This is a genomic window from Streptomyces sp. NPDC005262, from assembly GCF_042872425.1.
Taxonomy (GTDB): Bacteria; Actinomycetota; Actinomycetes; order Streptomycetales; family Streptomycetaceae; genus Streptomyces.
In genome coordinates this window covers 593,673-610,083 of sequence record NZ_JBIAKK010000001.1, presented here as the reverse complement: position 1 = coordinate 610,083, position 16,411 = coordinate 593,673, and the positions used below count along the sequence as shown (strand labels likewise).

The 16,411-nt window shown below is 68.8% G+C and carries 13 protein-coding genes; 5 read left to right on the top strand and 8 right to left on the bottom strand.

Annotated elements, in window-relative coordinates:
- The first annotated feature begins 19 nt into the window (after positions 1-19).
- Positions 20-631 carry a hypothetical protein gene (locus ACFYP5_RS02640; protein ID WP_389029586.1) on the top strand — a complete coding sequence of 204 codons (612 nt, stop codon included), beginning with the start codon at positions 20-22 and terminating at the stop codon, positions 629-631.
- Between the two features lie 71 nt (positions 632-702).
- Positions 703-1,290, top strand: coding sequence for an OmpA family protein (locus ACFYP5_RS02635; RefSeq protein WP_389030707.1), 588 nt, complete (start codon positions 703-705; stop codon positions 1,288-1,290).
- Positions 1,291-1,438: 148 nt separating this feature from the next.
- Here the strand turns inward: ACFYP5_RS02635 and ACFYP5_RS02630 are convergent, their stop codons facing one another.
- The 4 genes from ACFYP5_RS02630 to ACFYP5_RS02615 form a co-directional block, all read right to left on the bottom strand.
- Entirely contained in the window at positions 1,439-2,431 is a 993-nt protein-coding gene (locus tag ACFYP5_RS02630) for a helix-turn-helix domain-containing protein (protein WP_389029583.1), read from the bottom strand.
- A 137-nt stretch (positions 2,432-2,568) separates the two neighbouring features.
- Positions 2,569-6,303, bottom strand: a complete 3,735-nt coding sequence (locus ACFYP5_RS02625; protein WP_389029580.1) for a S8 family serine peptidase — start codon at positions 6,301-6,303, stop codon at positions 2,569-2,571.
- 473 nt (positions 6,304-6,776) lie between these two features.
- Entirely contained in the window at positions 6,777-9,104 is a 2,328-nt protein-coding gene (locus tag ACFYP5_RS02620) for a SpoIIE family protein phosphatase (protein WP_389029577.1), read from the bottom strand.
- Positions 9,105-9,395: 291 nt separating this feature from the next.
- Entirely contained in the window at positions 9,396-9,617 is a 222-nt protein-coding gene (locus tag ACFYP5_RS02615) for a hypothetical protein (RefSeq protein WP_389029574.1), read from the bottom strand.
- Positions 9,618-9,865: 248 nt separating this feature from the next.
- Between ACFYP5_RS02615 and ACFYP5_RS02610 the strand changes: the two genes are divergently transcribed.
- On the top strand, positions 9,866-10,834 hold the full coding sequence (locus ACFYP5_RS02610) for a CDP-alcohol phosphatidyltransferase family protein (RefSeq protein WP_389029571.1): 969 nt from the start codon (positions 9,866-9,868) through the stop codon (positions 10,832-10,834).
- Between the two features lie 67 nt (positions 10,835-10,901).
- Here the strand turns inward: ACFYP5_RS02610 and ACFYP5_RS02605 are convergent, their stop codons facing one another.
- Positions 10,902-11,837: a CorA family divalent cation transporter gene (locus ACFYP5_RS02605; RefSeq protein ID WP_389029568.1), complete on the bottom strand. Its 936-nt coding sequence runs from the start codon at positions 11,835-11,837 to the stop codon at positions 10,902-10,904.
- Positions 11,838-12,059: 222 nt separating this feature from the next.
- A complete protein-coding gene (locus ACFYP5_RS02600; protein WP_389029565.1) occupies positions 12,060-12,746 on the bottom strand; it encodes a peptidoglycan recognition protein in 687 nt (228 codons plus the stop codon).
- A gap of 449 nt (positions 12,747-13,195) precedes the next feature.
- On the opposite strand from ACFYP5_RS02600, the gene ACFYP5_RS02595 reads away from it, so the two are divergent.
- On the top strand, positions 13,196-14,065 hold the full coding sequence (locus ACFYP5_RS02595) for an LLM class F420-dependent oxidoreductase (RefSeq protein ID WP_389029562.1): 870 nt from the start codon (positions 13,196-13,198) through the stop codon (positions 14,063-14,065).
- 591 nt (positions 14,066-14,656) lie between these two features.
- On the top strand, positions 14,657-15,250 hold the full coding sequence (locus ACFYP5_RS02590; RefSeq protein WP_389029559.1) for a hypothetical protein: 594 nt from the start codon (positions 14,657-14,659) through the stop codon (positions 15,248-15,250).
- A gap of 79 nt (positions 15,251-15,329) precedes the next feature.
- Here ACFYP5_RS02590 and ACFYP5_RS02585 read toward each other — a convergent pair whose 3' ends face one another.
- Positions 15,330-15,779, bottom strand: coding sequence for a DUF3592 domain-containing protein (locus ACFYP5_RS02585; RefSeq protein WP_389029557.1), 450 nt, complete (start codon positions 15,777-15,779; stop codon positions 15,330-15,332).
- A gap of 20 nt (positions 15,780-15,799) precedes the next feature.
- Positions 15,800-16,402: a hypothetical protein gene (locus ACFYP5_RS02580; protein ID WP_389029554.1), complete on the bottom strand. Its 603-nt coding sequence runs from the start codon at positions 16,400-16,402 to the stop codon at positions 15,800-15,802.
- Positions 16,403-16,411 lie beyond the last annotated feature (9 nt).

Below are 16,411 nucleotides of genomic sequence, written 5' to 3'. Positions count from 1 at the left end.
AGTAAAGGAATCAGAACCGATGAGCATTCGGCGTACTGCGAGGACCCGAAGGGTGGTGGCCGCTGTCTCGATGACGGCGGCACTGGCCCTCGCCGTCACTGCTTGCGGCAGTGACGGCGGCGGAGAAGCGAAGGACCCTGGTTCTTCGTCGTCATCTTCTGCACCCTCCAAGTCCTCTGATGGGGACAAGGGGGCACAGGAGGACACCTCCGCCGGGGACAACGTGGACCCGAACGCCAACCTGGCCGAGGTCAGGGGAAGTGGACTGACTCTCGTGATCAATCAGGTAAGGCGTGATTCCGGAGGCTTTGTCACGGTTCAGGGCACGATCAAGAACCTGAGTGACAGGACGCAGAACTCCAGTTCGTGGGCGGGAACGGAAACGTCGGTTGCTAACAGCAACGCAAACTCTGTTGCCGGTGCGACACTGGTGGATAAAGTAGGAAAGAAGCGCTACTACGTTCTTCGGGATACGGAGAGTCGTTGCCTTTGCACCACCGGTATCCCTCCTTTGTCGGCGGGGGAATCGACCCCTATTTTTATGCAGTTTCCAGCGCCTCCGAGCACGACGACTGAGGTTGACTTCACGTTGCCGACGTTCGCGACGGCTTCCCTGAAGATCTCAGGGTGACGACTGACATGACCTACAAACAAACTCGGTTGAAGCCGGCTGGCGTGGCCGGACTCTCTTTCGCGGCAGCGATGGTGGTAGCGACTGCCACGTTGTTCGGAGCGTCGTCGGCGTCCGCCGACGACGGCCCGAGTGTGCCGCCCGGCACCGAGGCGACGTCAGTACCCCCCGTCCAAGTGGACCCCGATGACCCCGACCTGAAGATGCCTGAGGGCGGCACGCTCGCTCCCGCCAAGGTCCTCGACATCATCCAGGTCGTCGAGGACATGGGTGGCGAGGAGCGTCGCGAGGACAGCAACGCGAGCATCAAGTTCGCGCTCCAGGCGGAGGTCCTCTTCGGCAAGGACAGCGCGAAGCTGAGCTCGGCGGCCAAGTCCCGTATCGCGGCCGTCGCCGCAGAGATCAAGAAGCAGAACGCCACCAAGGTGCGTGTCTTCGGCTTCACCGACAATCTCGGTTCCTCCGCACACGGTGACGTGCTGTCCAAGCAGCGCGCCGACGCGGTGCATTCGGTCCTGGCCCAGTCGCTCGACTCGAACGTCACCTTCGAGATCCGTGGCTACGGCGAGCAGTACCCGATCGCCAGCAACGCCAACGAAGAGGGCCGGAAGAAGAACCGGCGCGTGGAGGTCTCCTTCCCGCGCGGCAGCACGTCCTGATCCGATCCGCACGCGTGAGGCCCGGCGCCCCGACCGATGGTCGCGGTACCGGGCCTTCGCCGTCGGAACAGGCGGCCACGAGACCGACCATGCCCTCTCCGCCCGCCGCGAAGCTCAAGCAGTCACGCCTCTGAACGGCACAGGACCTTCAGCGCGGATCCACCCAGCCGTGTCGGACGGCGTGACCGCCGAGCTGCATCCGGGTCCGAACTCCGGCTATGTCCATGAGGTGGCGCAGGCGTCTGTGCAGCGTGCGTGGTGACAGGCCGAGCTGTGTCGCGGCCGTCGGGTCGGTCAGGCCGGCCAGCAGTAGCGCGAGAATCTTTCGGTCGAGGTCGGTCGGGCCTTCCACGCCGAGCTCGACGGTGGTTTCGGCTTCGCCGTCGGTGCCCGACAGCTCGAGCGGGTGGGCGGTACGCCATACCGTTTCGAACAGCGCGTCCAGCGCATCCAACAGACCGCTGCGGTGCAGCAGAACGGCGCCGGGCTCTCCGGCCGGTGTGACCGCGAGCGGGACAAGGCCGAGGTCGGCGTCGGCCAGCACGAGTTTCATCGGCAGCTGGTCGGCGACACGCAGCTGCACGCCGCTGCGCAGTGAATCGATCGCATCGGTGATGATGCCGGGTTCTGCCAGCACGGCCCGGTCCAGGACCGCCCGGAAGTGCACGCCGCGGCCAATGGCCGCCGGTTCGGCCGTGTTCTCGTCGGGTGGCACGGCGAGGAACGGCGCGGTGATGAAGCTGCGGACCTGCGTGCGGGCCGCCTGTTGCACCTGCAGGAAGCGGTGGCGGATGGCGTCGACGCCCGTGACGACCTCGATCAGATCGTTGATGCTGTTCCCGGTCATCGCCGCCCGGTGTTCCTCGGCGAAGGTCACCAGGGCCTGCTCAGCCATGCGCAGCCCGTCCCGGCGCTGGCTGATGAGAGCGCCGAGCGCCATGGCCGGCGGCGCGGCCGTGAACTGCTCATCCGCCGACCCGATCACCAGTCCCCACCCGACCAGGCGGGACAAGGCCTTGTCGACGTCGGCCTGCGGGACGACAAGGAGATCCGACAGCAGCATCGCGGTGGAGTTCGGTTGTCCGAGCAGCGCCCGGTAGACGCGCTCGTCATCGGGTTCGAGACCCAGAACATCCAGCACCGGCGACCGACCCTCTTCCGCTTTCCGCAGCGGGGAGAGTATGCGGCATGGCGGCAGCCCCCGAAAAGTCCCTGCTGGGAGCGGATATGACGGGAAGGGCCCCGGGGAGTCGCCTCCCCGGGGCCCTGCAGTGCGGTTCATCGCAGGCCGTACGCCCGGATGATCTCGTTCTTGACGCCGAAGCCGCTGTCCGTCCCGGCGCTCGCGCGGACCGAGATGTAGCCGCCGCGCTTCTTGGCCGTCCTGAACGAACCCGTCCAGTAGCCGCGGGCGCCCTTGGCCAGGGTCACCTTCTGCCAGCTGGCGCCGTCGTCGTAGGAGACGTCCAGCTTCACCTCGGTGATGTTGCCCGGCACGGTGCCGAGGTCCGTCGACACCGGCTTGAGTGCGATCTTCTGCGTCGCACCGGCCTTGACGTCACCGTGCAGGTCCGACTCCAGCTTGTAGTCCAGATTCAGCACCGAGAAGGGCTCGAAGACGTCCGAGTCGACGGTGTCGGACATGAACGTCCACTCGGTGTGGGTGCGCGTCGACAGCCGGAAGACGTCACCGGGCCGCTCGGCGTCGAGGACGGCGCGGTAGGGCAGGTTCCCCGCCGGCACCTCCACCCACTGCATGTCCGTGCTGTTCGGGTTGTCGTGGATCAGCGTGTCGTCCTGGAACACCTTCAGGTGGGTCGGCGTCCCGCCCCACGGCAGGAAGCCTCCCAGCCGCATGTTGTCGCTGGCCGAGGCCCATGCCTGCACGTTCCAGGTCATGTAGTTCTGCCAGCGGGAGTTGTACACGCCGAAGGCCTCGCCCTGGCCGGGCCGGGTCGCCGGAGCGAACCAGTCCAGACGGGTGGTGCTGCCCTTGGCGTACGTGTTGTCGCCCGACACCATCACCCACGGCAGGTCTCCGTCGACGCCCTGCGCATGGAACTCTCGCCAGACCTGGCCCGGCGTCACCCATTCGGTGCGGGTGCCCGGGTGCCATTCGAGCTCGGGGAAGTTGAACGACGGGCTGAGGCTGAAGTCGGACCGGTAGCCTTCCGCCACCCTGCCGTCCGTGGCCGAGTAGTAGCGGGCGTCGATCCGGGCGAGGTCGCCCTTGGCCGGGTTGTAGACCAGGGCCCGGTCCGGCACCTTGCCGGGGTAGTCCCGGGTCAGGTCGTAGACGAACGGCGTGTACTCGGTCTGCTTCGCGGTCAGCTTCAAGAAGCCGGCCTTGGCCATCGAGACAAGGGTCCTGCCCGCGTCGCGGTGCACGGTGGCGACCGGGATGGCCGACTCGCCGACGTACTCCATCAGGGCACCGACACCGTCGTTGACCACGATCAGCGCCTTGGCACCGGCCGCGACCGCGGCCTCGGTGCGCTCCTGCGGCGTGACCTCGTCGCTGCGCTCGACGACGACGGCCTTGCCCTTGGCCTTCACCTTCTTGTATTCGGCCGCCGCGCCGTTGCCGGCGTACACCGCGTCCAGCCTGTCCGTGGCGGTGCCCAGGGCGCTGCCCGCCTGCACCATTGCCTCGAAGCGGAGCCGGCCGCCCAGCGTGCTCAGGCCGAGCCGGGGCTCGCCCTTGCGCCAGCGGGTGGTCAGCAGGAACTCGCCCCGCGTCATCGGCTTCGTCGGCGCGACGTAGACGTCGTCGTACGTCGGCGGCAGCACGTACGCGCTGCGGTAGTCCGTGAACGGGTCGAGGCCCTTGTAGTGGACGTTGAAGTCAACCTTGCGCTGGCGGTCCTCGGTGCGCTGCGGAGCCTCGGTCCGCAGCAGGCGTGCCTTGCTCGCGTCCAGCACCACGTCCGCGGAACCGCCCTTGAGTACGGTCTCCGGGGCGACCAGCACGGCCAGACCCGAGCGGTCCGCCTTCTCGCCGGCCACGTCGAGGTATCCCGCGACGGTGTACAGACCGGGTGCCATGCGCATCGTGGTCGAGCCGTCGACGTAGACCGTCCACGGCCAGACGTCGCCGGCCAGGTTGATCGTGACCCAGCCGGCAGCGGGCTTGCCGTCCCGGCCGGCCAGCTTGATGTTCAGGTCGTAGCGCTCGTCCTCCTTGAGCAGCGCCACGGACGTGCGGGTCACCGGCTGCCCGGTGGCCGCGTCGGTGCCTGTCACGTAGCCGACGTGCCGGCCGGCCGAGGCGGCTTGCGGGTCACCGGTCACCGGGACGGCGGCGGTGCCGCCCGCCGGCACGGTCACCGTGCCGGCCCCCAGCGTGAACGGGCCGCCGTCGTCGGTCAGTGCCAGGTTCAGCGTGACGTCGGCGGAACCGGTGTTGGTGAAGGTCAGGTCCTTCTTGACGGCGACGTCGCTCGGCTCGTGCGGCCATGTGTAGTTGCCGAAGAAGAGCGATCCGGTGCCGCGGACCGTGGTGCGCACGGCGGCGGCCACATCGACACGGCCGGTGCCGACCTCGTACGGCGAGTACCCGTCGGCCAGGCCCTTCGCGGTGCTCATCAGGTGTTCCTTGAGCTGCGCGCCGGTCCAGTCCGGGTGCTGCTGGGCGAGGATCGCCGCCGCGCCGACCACGTGCGGGGTGGCCATCGAGGTGCCGCTGAGGGTGCGGTAGAGGCCCTCACCACCGTCGGTCATCTCCTGCGAGCGGGCCGCGGTGATGTCCACGCCGGGCGCCGCGATGTCCGGCTTCATGCCGCCCGAGTGGGCCAGCGGGCCGGTGCTGGAGAAGGACGCGAGCTGGTCCTGCTTGTCCGTGGCGGCCACGGTCAGCGCCGAGGCGGCCGCGCCCGGGGCGGAGATGCTCTCCGGGCCAGCGTTGCCGGCGGCGATGACGAACAGAGTGCCGTACTGCTCGGACAGCGCGTCGACGGTCTGCGACATCGGGTCGCTGCCGTCCGTCGGGTAGGAGTCGCCGAGGCTCATGTTGACGACGTCCGCACCGGATTCGGCGGCCCACTGCATGCCGGCCATGACCCAGGAGTCCTGGCCGTAGCCCTCCGCGCCGCCGAGCACCTTGCCGACGAACAGGTCGGCGCCGGGAGCGACGCCCTTGTAGTCGCCTCGGGAGGCGGCGCCCGAACCGACGATCGTGCCGGCCACATGCGTGCCGTGCCCGTTGACGTCGGTGACGCCCTCACCCGGCACGAAGCTGGCCGTGCCGTCGATCAGCCCGGCGAAGTCCGGGTGGTTGACGTCGATGCCGGTGTCGAGCACCGCGACCTTCACGCCCTTGCCGGTGTACCCGGCCGCCCAGGCATCGGGCGCGCCGATCAGCGGCACGCTCTCCTTGAGGTCGGCCTTCACGCGACCGTCGAGCCAAAGCTTGGCCACACCCGCGCCCAACTTCGCGCTGCCCTGCGGCGCGACGGTGGTCCAGAAGGTGCGGGCCTGCCGCTTCTCGGTGCTGAGCACGGCACCGCGAATGCCCTTGAGCTTGCGGGTCAGCTTGCTGCCCCGGGGGGCCGTCGGCTCGACGACCGAGCGGGACTTCGGCTGGGCGTACGTCGCGATCAGCGGCACCGCGGCCGACTTCGCGTCGTCGTAGCCCATCTCGATCAGGTCGGTGACGTTGAACAGCCGGCGGTCCAGCTTGTCCGTACCCAGCAGCGGCACAGCCTCGTCCGGGATGACGAAGAGGTCACCCTTGATCTGCTGGATCTTTACGCCGCCGACGGCGCTGTCCGGCCGGTCGACGTCGGCGGTCTGCTTGCCGTCGGCCATCGTGGTGACCGTGACGACGTCGCCGGTGACCAGGGTGACCTTGTGGGTCGCCGAGGGCTTGGCGGGAACGGTGGGTTTGCTCGGAGCGGCTTGTGCGGGCGCTTGCAGAACTGCGAGCCCCGACGCCAGCAGCGGCACCGCGACGGCGGCCGAGAACAGCTGCCGGCGTCTGCGCCGGAAGGCGGAAGACAAGGAAGGGGAGGACATGGCACGGGTCTACCGGCCGGCAACGCCGACGAGAAGGCATGATGAAGGCAAGTCCTTGCCATGGCAGAGACTTGCCGGCCATGAACCGCCCGAATCCAGGCAAGGCCACACTTTCCGCACGTGGGCCTGAGTCCGCGGTTGCAGCGCGAAGCCCTTGGCGACCGCTCGCCGCCCGGTGTCGGCTCTGACCCCCCGTGCCGGGCGACAACCGTGGTCGTGTGTTCCTCACGAAGGGACCTCTTCGTAGCAGTTGCGCCTCAGGGGGTGGCGGGCAGTACTCGGCCCCGGTCGGGGTGTCGTCGAAGGCCCTTTCGGCGCTGGACAGTTCCACGCCTGCCACGTGGTCGGCCGAGGCCTCATCGAGGTGCTTGAGGTCATCAGGGGCGACCGTGCACCGGGCCCCTCTCCAGGAGCGCGCCGTCGACCGGTCCCTTTCGTCCAGGAGCGGCCCTGCTTCCCCGCTCACCGATCCGTCAATGCGGCGGGAGGGACTGTTCGGCCCAGATGGTCTTGCCGTTCTGGCTGTAGCGGGTGCCCCACTGATGGGCGAGTTGGGAGACGATGAACAGCCCGCGACCCCCTTCGTCCCCGACTCGCGCGTGCCGCAGATGGGGTGCGGAGTTGCCGGCATCCGTCAATTCGCACGTGAGTGTGCGCTCCAGGATGAGGCGCAGATGCATGGGCGGGGATCCGTAGTGCACTGCGTTGGTGGCCAGCTCACTGACGATCATCTCTGTGGTGAAGATGGTTTCCTCCCCCAGTTGCCAGTCGGTGAGCCGGCTCCGGGCAAGGGCCCGGGCCTCGCCGGCCGCCGTCGCGTCGGGGGTGAGCTTCCAGGTGGCCACGTGGTCGGGGTCGATGCCGGAGGTACGGGCCAGGAGGAGCGCGGCGTCGCCTCGCGGGGAATCGTTTCCCAGTGCGTAGACGACGTCGTCGCACAGGGTCTGCAGGGAGCGGTCGGACCGGCTCAGGACGCTCCGGAGCAGACCGGGATCGGTCGCCGACTCCGGGAGCAGGCTCGCGGTGTAGAAGCCGAGGATGCTGCCCTCGGCGAGTTCGAGGCCCGTGGAAGCCCTGGGCAGGTCCTCGGCGCATCCCAGTACGGGGCTCGCCGGAAGGTCACAGACGTCGGTCCTGCCCTCCGGGTGGACGAGGATCGGTGCGGGGTGCCCCGCACGGGCCATGGTGCAGGTGCGGGTGATCGGGTCGTAGACCCCGTAGATGCAACTAGCCGTCAATGTCTCGTTGTGCAGCGGATCGGCGGGTGGGAGCGCCGCACGTTCCTCGGCCAGACGGCATGTGGTGTCGTGCAGTCTGGCGAGGAGTTCGTCGGGCTCCAGATCGAGTGCGGCCAGCGCGTGGATTGCGGTGCGCAGTTGCCCCATGGTGGTGGCGGCAGAGATTCCTTGTCCGGTCGTGTGGCCGGTGACCAGCGCCGTACGGGCGCCGGGCAGGGCGATGATGTCGAACCAGCTCGCACCCCGGTCTGCGGGGAGGCGGAGCCAAGCAGTGTCGACGGCCGGCTGCGGGGAGGGGCCTTGGGGCAGCAGCCGGCGCCGGGTCGTGGCGGCGATGGTCCGCTCGCGGGTGAATCGGCGGGCATTGTCGATGCACAACGCGGTATGGGCGGCCAGTTCGAGGGACAGGTCGACATCGTCCTCGCGGTAGGGCTCGGTCTGTCCGCAGCGGTACAGGCTCATCAGCCCCAGCACCGTGCCGCGCAGCGTGAGCGGCGCCGTGATGAGCGAATGCGCTCCCGCCGCGCGGATGGCCTCGGCACGTTCGGGATCCGCCGCCAGCCAGGCAGAGTCGGCAGTCAGTTCCAGGAGCCGCGGACGCAGGTCGGACAGAGCTTGCCCGAACGGGGTCCCGTAGGGCGCGGTGCGTACATCGCCCTCCGGATGCACGGGCTCCGCCACACGGCTGCGGAAGGCGGCACGCCGTAGCGGCACATCCCGGCTGAGTGGACTGATCGGGGGGTCCTCACCCCGTACGACTTCGTCGACCACCTCGACCACGAGGACGTCGGCGTACCCGGGCACCAGGACATCCGCTGCCTCGTGGCAGGTGGTGACCACGTCGAGGCTACGGCCGACGCGTTCGCGCACATCCGCGAGGACGGCGGTGTGTGCGTGCGCCCGCTCCCGTTCGGTGACGTCGACCGTGGAGATCGCGAGCCCGAGAACTGCACCCTGGGAGTCCTGGAGCCGGAAGGTGGAAACGGAGAACACTCGTTCCCCGCCGTGATCGGCTTCGAAGTGAACGCGCACCAAATGGTCGAGCGACGGCAGTCCCCCGTCCAGGACGCGCCGGGCCACGGTTTCCATGGCCTCAGGGTCCGAGATGGGGTAAGCCTCTCCGACCGCGCGCCCCAGCATGCTTTCGGGAGCCACTCCATGCATGGCCCGTGTCGCCATGTTGACGCGCACGACCCGGAGATCGGGGTCGAGGATGTGCAAGCCGATGGGTGACTGGGTGAACAGGGCCTCGATCAGGCTGGCACAGATGCCGTCCGCAGTGTCCCCGCCCGCGGGCTCCGCCGGCTGTCGCCCGACTTCCCAGGCCACGGCGCCGTCTCTCAATACCGGCCGCACCCACAGCTCACACGTCGAAGTGTGGCCCTCCGGGCGCTTCAGCTGCAGCTCTTCCCTGCCATGACCGTCCTTGACGACAGTGAAAAGTCCTGTCGCCGGAAGACCCAGCACCTCGGACGCGGGGAGGCCCAGCAGGGAGGCGGCCTCGTGACTCCACTCCGTGATCACACCGGAACCATCGATGATCATGAGTGCGTCGCCACTCACGGCCCAGGCACCTCCGTCGGCCGTCGGGGCGATCACTCATCCTGACAGCGGGTGACCGCCCCGAGTCTTCGATGATCCCGCAGGTGAGGTGGTGACCTCCGTCCCGAGGAGCACTCGGCGCCGGATCGACGCCCGTTTTCAGTGTGCCGCGATGCGCTCGACGCGGCGACACCGAGCCGCACGGGGCCACGGCGGCCGCTGGGCCGCGAGCGGACCGGGGCGCCGGTGTTGCGCCGTCGCGCATTCATCGGGTGGTGAGTTTGCCGGTGGCATAGCCGGTGCGCAGTTGCCTCATACCGGCACCGGCCCGCGCCTGCGGCCTCGGAGCAGGTGGTCGGCCTTGCCGGCCTCGATGTCGCGGATCGTCTGCCGGAGCGCCTCGTGGCTGTCGGTGAGGTGGTGGGGTTCCCGGCCGACGAGTGCGATGTAGACGTTGCCCTGATCGTCCGCCCCGAGTCGGTAGCAGCCGGCTCCCTCACCGCAGAACGGTTCTTCCCGAGTGGTGCCGTGCACGGGGACTCCACCCAGAGGCGACGTGCGATGTCGTGGATGAAATCCCGCAGAGGCGTCGCCGGGCTGCGGCCGGACGTATCCGCATCGCGGTGCGCGGTGCCGGAGGTCGCGTTTGTGCACGTGTGTGGATGTGCCGGGGCTCCATGACTCCTACCGACGGGTAAAGGTTGCACAGGTGAAGCCTTGTATCTCGATCGTCTCCTTCTTAAATTCAGGTGAATATCAGTGGAACTTCAGGAAGTCATGCCATGCATCGAGACATACCGCCCCTCGTCGAGGTGCGTCGCATCACGCAGAAGAAGCGCGATGCATGGTGGACCGTGCTCCTCGTCGACCCCGTGGCCACACCCCTGGTGCGGTTGGTTGCCAGGCGCACCCGCATCACTCCCAACCAGATCACCTGGGGCGCGCTGATCCTGGGGCTGGTTGCCGCCGCGTGCTTCGCCAAGGGTGACTGGTACTGGCTGATCGCCGGCGCGCTGCTCTACCACCTGAGCTTCATTCTCGACTGCATGGACGGCAAGGTCGCCCGTCTCACCGGTCAGGGGTCTGTGTTCGGCGCCTGGCTGGACTACATCTTCGACCGGATACGGGTCATGGCGTGCGCCGTCGCCCTCATGGCCGGCCAGTACCAGCGCACCGGCGAGATGATCTATGTCTGGCTCGCTGCCGTGGTCGTCTTCCTTGACGGCCTGCGGTACATCAACTCGCTGGAGATCTTCAAGACCCGGCACACGATGCGCAAGCAGATCAAGTCGCGCATCCGGTCGGCTCGTCGGGACGAGAACCAGGCAGAGCTCGCCTTCATGGAGGATCTGCTTCGGGACAACCCCGAGGCCGACATCGACCACGATGCGACCAGCGCCGCCGCGCAGGAAGCAGCGGCCTCCGCTCCAGTGGCACTCGCCGCCTCCCGAGGGCAGGTGATCGATCTGCAGCAGGAGTTCCGTCACCGCTTCCCTGGCTACCTGCGGTTCCGCTCGTTCATGCTGCGTCACCGCATCCGCACCCATCTGATCAGTGGCATCGAGTTCCAGATGAGTGTGTTCATCATCGGCCCGCTCCTGGACCAGATCATCGGTGCCACCCTCGTCAGCGCGGCACTGCTGCTGGTCTTCGAACTGGCCATCGTCTACAAGCTGCTGTTGTCCACCCGTGACTTCACGCGCACGATGAGCTCCTTCGAGCAGCAGCAGAACATCACGACTGCGGCCTGACCACCGGCGGACGGTGTGGGCCGGTGCGGGCCGGTAGAGGAACCGGCGATGGCGGCCGTGCCTGGGTTCACAGGTCTTCGGGACTGTCGTCGCGCAGCTTCCGCCAGAGGCGGGTGCGGTGCAGCACGTAGAGGGCGACGAACAGGACGATGGCCTGCAGCCCCACGGCCAGCAGCCAGAAGACGATCCTGCTCTCCAACTCATCGGTCATGTAGGTGAAGTTCATGCCGAAGAACCCTGTCAGGAACGACAGCGGCAGGAAGATCGTCGAGACGATGGCCAGCCGGTTGATCACGCCGTTCTGCTCGCCGGACACGAGGGAGGAGTAGCTGACGAAGGCTCGCCGGGAGGCGTCCTGGAGAGACGCGATGTCCGTGAGCACGGACCTGGCGGCCCTTTGGTACGAGCGGGCGAGCCTCTGCCGCTCCTCCGGGAAGCTGCCGCTCATCATCCTCCGCGTCAACGTCTCGTCCGTCGCCTCCAGGTAGGGCAGGAGCGAGTGGTGCAGGAGGGCCGCGCGCCGTCGTAGCCGGGCCAGACGATAGACCTGCTGGGGCCGGCGTTGCTGGAACATCTCGTCCTCGAGGTCCTCCACCTCCAGCAGGGCCTGCACGGCGGAGCGGCGAAAGGTCTCCAGGGCCTCTTCCAGCAGCAGGAAGAGCGTGGCCACGGTGTCGGAGGGCCTTTCGTGCGGCAACTGGGCGGTGAGGGTCCCGATCGCTCCGAGCGGCCCTCGGTGGACGGTGACCAGGTACCGCTCGGTCACGAAGGCATGGACATGTATGACCTGGCCCGCTTCGATGACGGGCACGACGAACCCGGCGCTCTGCCCGAGGAACTCGGCCCGCACGGGTTCGCCCTCCCTGCCGAGCCACGCCAAGTCCTCGGCTTCCAGGCCGAGCTGGTGGGCGACCGGCTGCTCGTCGGGCGATGCCTCCTCGGGCAGCTCGATGTCCACGATGAGAAAACGGGATGCCGCGAGACGCTCACGTGCCTCCGACACGTGTGTATGAGTAACGATGCCTTCCGGCATCGACACCACCGATACGATCATCGTCCCTCACCGTGGATCACCGGCTGCAGCACCTTTCAGCGTGTGGAAGCCCCGCCGTCCACGCACACGGAGGGACCCATTCGCACCGCCGGGCGGCCCCGGACGGGTGAGGGCCGCGCGGCCGGCGTCCCCCAGGCGTCCCCCAGGCGTGCCGACCGGGCCCGACGTCGGCTACTTCCCCTGATGAAGGCTCTGTAGGGTCACCGGGACGCCGATACCGGACGGTGCTCCTGCAGACCTCCCCTGGAGTTCGGCGGCCATGTCCCGGATCGCGGGGAGCCGGGCGAACAGCGCATCCCCGGGGCAGTCGGTCTCATTGCCGTCGCGATGGCCGGAGATGACGTTGAATTCGGCCGAAGTTCCCTTGGGAAAGCGGCTCTTGTCGTTGGTGGACGTCAGTCGCACCTTGCTGCGGGGGTCGACACCGCGCAGGCCGAGTTTCCAGGCGGCGATGGCTGCGATTGCGTGCTCCATGGGTGCCGGCACCTGCGTCCCCCGTCCGAAGGTGCCGATCGCCGCGATCCCCGCGGTGCCCTGGTTGAACCCCTGGGTGTGGGAGCCGACGACGGGGCGGTCGACCCCGCCGGCGCGGCCTTCGTAGATGTTGCCGCACCGGTCGACGAGGAAGTTGTAGCCGAGGTCTCCCCAGTCCCGGTCACGGGTCTGCCCCGTGTACAGGTTGCGCAGGGTGAGCGGGACGTCCGCGCAGTTGTAGTCGTTGGGGGTGTCGGTGTGGTGGATGAAGATCGCTGTCACCCCTCCCGCGTAGTGGGCATGGGCGTCGCGCTTGGTCTCGTCGGCCCGCCACTGCGCACGCGACACGATGGCGGGCCGACGCGCCACGCGGGGGAATGCCACCGACGTCGCTCCGAGGGTGGGGAACGGCGATGCGGAATCGCCGGCCGGCTCCGCAACGGTTCCGGTCCGCTGCGCCGAGGGACTTTCCGGCGTCGTCACGCTTCCGGCCCTCGTCACCCCTGCCGGTGCCGCCAGGAGAGGAAGGGCCAGAGGGACCGTGATCCACAGTGCCATTCGGTGCAAACGCACAGGGAGACCCTCTTTGTCTTTCGCCGTGGGAACGGTGAGGTGCGTACGCCCAACAGCTTTCCGGGAGGAGGCTCGCTGCGCGCGCCGGGTTACCGCATGCAGGGGAGCATGCCGACGTACGCAAGGGTTCCGAAGCACGGCCGTGCCGAGGCCCCGGCACCCGGCCGGGCGTACCGTCCATGCCTGCCCGCCCGGACGCACGTACCGTGACGAGGGACTGCACAGGGGCGTCGCAGAGGTTCCGGCACGGAGGAGTGGACGTGAAGCTCGGCCTGCACTACTGGAACTACTCGCAACCCGCCGACCCCGCGCTCATCGCGCCCACGCTCGCCGAGGCGGCGCGGATCGCCGACCAGGGCGGGGTCGCTTCGTTCACCGTGATGGACCACTACTTCCAGATGGATACCCCGCAGAGCACGGCCGACGAGCCGATGCTGGAGGGGTACACGGCCCTCGGATACGTGGCGGCGCTGACCCAGCGGATGACGCTCGGCCTGATGGTCACGGGTGTGATGTACCGCCATCCTGGCCTGCTGGCGAAGATCGTCACCAGCCTCGACGTGCTGTCCGGCGGCCGGGCCGTGCTGGGTCTCGGAGCCTCCTGGTATGAGCGGGAGCAGCGCGGACTCGGGGTGCCGGTCGTCCCGGTCGCGGAGCGGTTCGAACGGCTGGAGGAGACGCTGCAGATCTGTCTGCAGATGTGGAGCGAGGAGAACGGCCCGTACGAGGGACGGCACTACCGGCTGGCCGAGACGCTGTGCATGCCGGAGCCGATCGGCGAGCGGCCGCCGATCATGATCGGCGGCGGCGGTGAGAAGAAGACGCTGTGGCTGGTCGCCCGGTACGGGGACGCGTGCAACCTGTTCGCCACCGATGTGGACGAAGTGGCCCACAAGCTGGACGTACTGCGGGTGCACTGCGCGGCGGCGCGCCGCGACTACGACGCCATCGAGAAGACCCTCATGTTCAACAGGCCGGTCCTGGACGAGACCGATGCGTTCCTCGCCGACGTCGAGGAGTACGCGGAGCTCGGCATCACCGCCGTACAGGTGCTGCCGGACCGGCACCCGGTCAGTTTCACCGAACAGCTCGCCGCGCGCATCGTGCCCAGGCTCGACACGATCGGCTAGGGCGCTGGGGAGCCGCTCCCGGCGCGGTGCGGGTTTCCGCGCCAGGAGTCCGCTCCGGTTCCGCTGCACCGGCGGCGGAGTGGATCAGTGGCGCGGCGACGAAGGGGCCGACGCCCCGGAGGCGGTCGCTGCCGACTGCGGTCGCACGGGCGACAGCACCGTCGTGGAACACGGCCCCCCGCTCGCCGACGGCATCGGGTCTGCGGAAGCACTCGATCCCCAAGGAGAACACCACCCGAGCAGCACAACCGCCTCTCCGAGGGCAGTGCCGTTCCGCCGGGTGTGCCGCACGAGGCGAGCGCCGGTGTCCGGGACAGGTTCCAGCGCGGGGACGCCTCGCTCTTCGCCACACCCGCCGTGCCGGTCGCCTGAGCCGTTCAGGTCCTCATCGGCCGCCGGCCCGGCGGTGAGCGCGGGCCCGCTTTGGGGCCCGCTCCTGGGCCCGTGGGCCCACGCCCCCGTCGGCTGTGCTCATTACGCTCGTAACCGACCGAACGTGAGCTGAAGACTTGCCGCCGCCGAGCGGCGATTCGACGTGCTCATACGCACATCCGAAGAGGTGCCCCCACACTCTTATGAGGTGAAGCGTCGATGAAAGACGGTTTCTTCCACTCGTACCATCTCGGCTGGAGCCGACTCGATGCCGAGTCGTTGCTCGGGGATCTGGGCGCGGCGGGGCTGCGGCTCGACCACCCCGCCACCGGCCGTATCACGCTGGTCAGCCCCGGCTCCGAACCGCCGGCCACCCAGGCGCGGGTGACCTGGGAGCAGTTGGTGACCGTGGCGGGCCTCCAACGGCTCGACGAAATCCGCTTCCTGCTGTGGGTGAGGAGCGGCGCCGAGGTGTACGCGCGCATCCGTCGCACGAGGGGTGGTGTCGTCGCTCTCGAATTCGGACTCCACGGGCTGTCCCAGGACGATCAGGAGCTGGCCGTCCGCGCGATCAGGGAGGCGATCGGCAGGGCCTCCGTGCTCTGCATCGGCTTCGTGGTCGACCGGGAGGGGGCATCGGATGCGACCGACTGGGACGGGGTCATCGTCAACGGCACGACACTCTTCGACAGTTGGCCGGACACGCTGGCCGTACGGCATGAGGTGGCGGCGGTGCAGCCGCAGCTCTCGGGTGTGGCGTCGTTCGAGCAGTCGCCGTGGATGCTGTTCGGCAGCGAGGTCCCCAGCCGGTAGCGGCCCCCCGGCCCGCGCCAGGAGAGCCCGTGCGGGCCTCGGACCCGGACGCCGCACCCGTACGGCCCACGCGCAGCCCTCAGACCCAGCCCCGCATCGCCACGAACCCGTACAGCAGACCCAGCGAGAACACCGTCAGGACGGCCGCGAACACCGCGGGCATCAGCACCGGGCCCCATGCCCGCGGTCCGGCCACCGTGGCGCGCTTCTCCGGGTCCGCCGGATCGTACGTGACCCGGATCGGCGCCCCGACCTCGAAGCCGAACGGGCCCGGCGCATGGTCGACGAACTCCATGTCGCGGCCGTCGAGCGTGCGGAACGCGAACACGTACTCCGTCGCGTACCCACGCTCCCGGTCCGCGCCCCGGTCCACGACGCGGCGCTCCGCACACCGGCCGTCGACCTGCACCCCGTGCCGGATCAGGCTCAGTACCCGGCCCAGCCGAACCGCCGACCGCACGGCGAACGCACCGAGGAACAGGCCGAACAGCAGCAGGAAGGTCGCGGTGCCGCCGGGCAGAACATTCATGAACGCCAGTCCTCCACGGGCTACTTCACGGTGATCGACCCCACGAACGCGTCGAGATCCTTCGCGCTCAGCGAGCCCTTCACCGCATTGATCCGGATGGCGAACGGTACGTCCTTCGAGTCGACCCCCGCCACCACGACCCCCGTCATCCGGGTGCCGCTCGCCGGCGTCTGCTCCCGGCCGGACGAGGTGAACTCGTAGTCGATCCGACGCGCGTCCCGGGCAGTCTCCTCGCCCGCCAGCCGCACATCGGAGGTGGCCTTACGGGTCGCGCCGAGGCCGATGCCCGCGCCCGCCGCGGCGGCCGCCTCACCCGCGTCGTCGACGCCAGTGGCGAAGTCGAGCTGGACCGAGACCATGCCGGTGCGCAGCCCGGCCTCCGTCCTGAGCGCGACGGCCGCGTTGCTCTTGCTGCGGTCGGCCGCGGGCTGCTCCTTGTATCCCTTGTCCTTCGGGTAGCCCACGGACAGGCTCTTCGTGTCGAGCTTGCCCCAGCCGTCCGGGACGGCGCCCGCGTCCGAGGAGCCGCAGCCGGTGAGAAGGGTGAGACCGATGGCGGCGGCAACAGCCGCGCCGCGCGTCCGGGACCTGTTCACTGCCGCCCTTGCCGTTGCCGCTGCCATGGTCTGTTC

Excerpts from the sequence above, each read along its gene's own strand:
- ACFYP5_RS02590 (WP_389029559.1), top strand. The coding sequence starts at position 14,657 with ATGAAAGACGGTTTCTTCCACTCGTACCATCTCGGCTGGAGCCGACTC.
- ACFYP5_RS02585 (WP_389029557.1), bottom strand. The coding sequence starts at position 15,779 with ATGAATGTTCTGCCCGGCGGCACCGCGACCTTCCTGCTGCTGTTCGGC.
- ACFYP5_RS02635 (WP_389030707.1), top strand. The coding sequence starts at position 703 with ATGGTGGTAGCGACTGCCACGTTGTTCGGAGCGTCGTCGGCGTCCGCC.
- ACFYP5_RS02610 (WP_389029571.1), top strand. The coding sequence starts at position 9,866 with ATGCATCGAGACATACCGCCCCTCGTCGAGGTGCGTCGCATCACGCAG.
- ACFYP5_RS02580 (WP_389029554.1), bottom strand. The coding sequence starts at position 16,402 with ATGGCAGCGGCAACGGCAAGGGCGGCAGTGAACAGGTCCCGGACGCGC.
- ACFYP5_RS02625 (WP_389029580.1), bottom strand. The coding sequence starts at position 6,303 with ATGTCCTCCCCTTCCTTGTCTTCCGCCTTCCGGCGCAGACGCCGGCAG.
- ACFYP5_RS02640 (WP_389029586.1), top strand. The coding sequence starts at position 20 with ATGAGCATTCGGCGTACTGCGAGGACCCGAAGGGTGGTGGCCGCTGTC.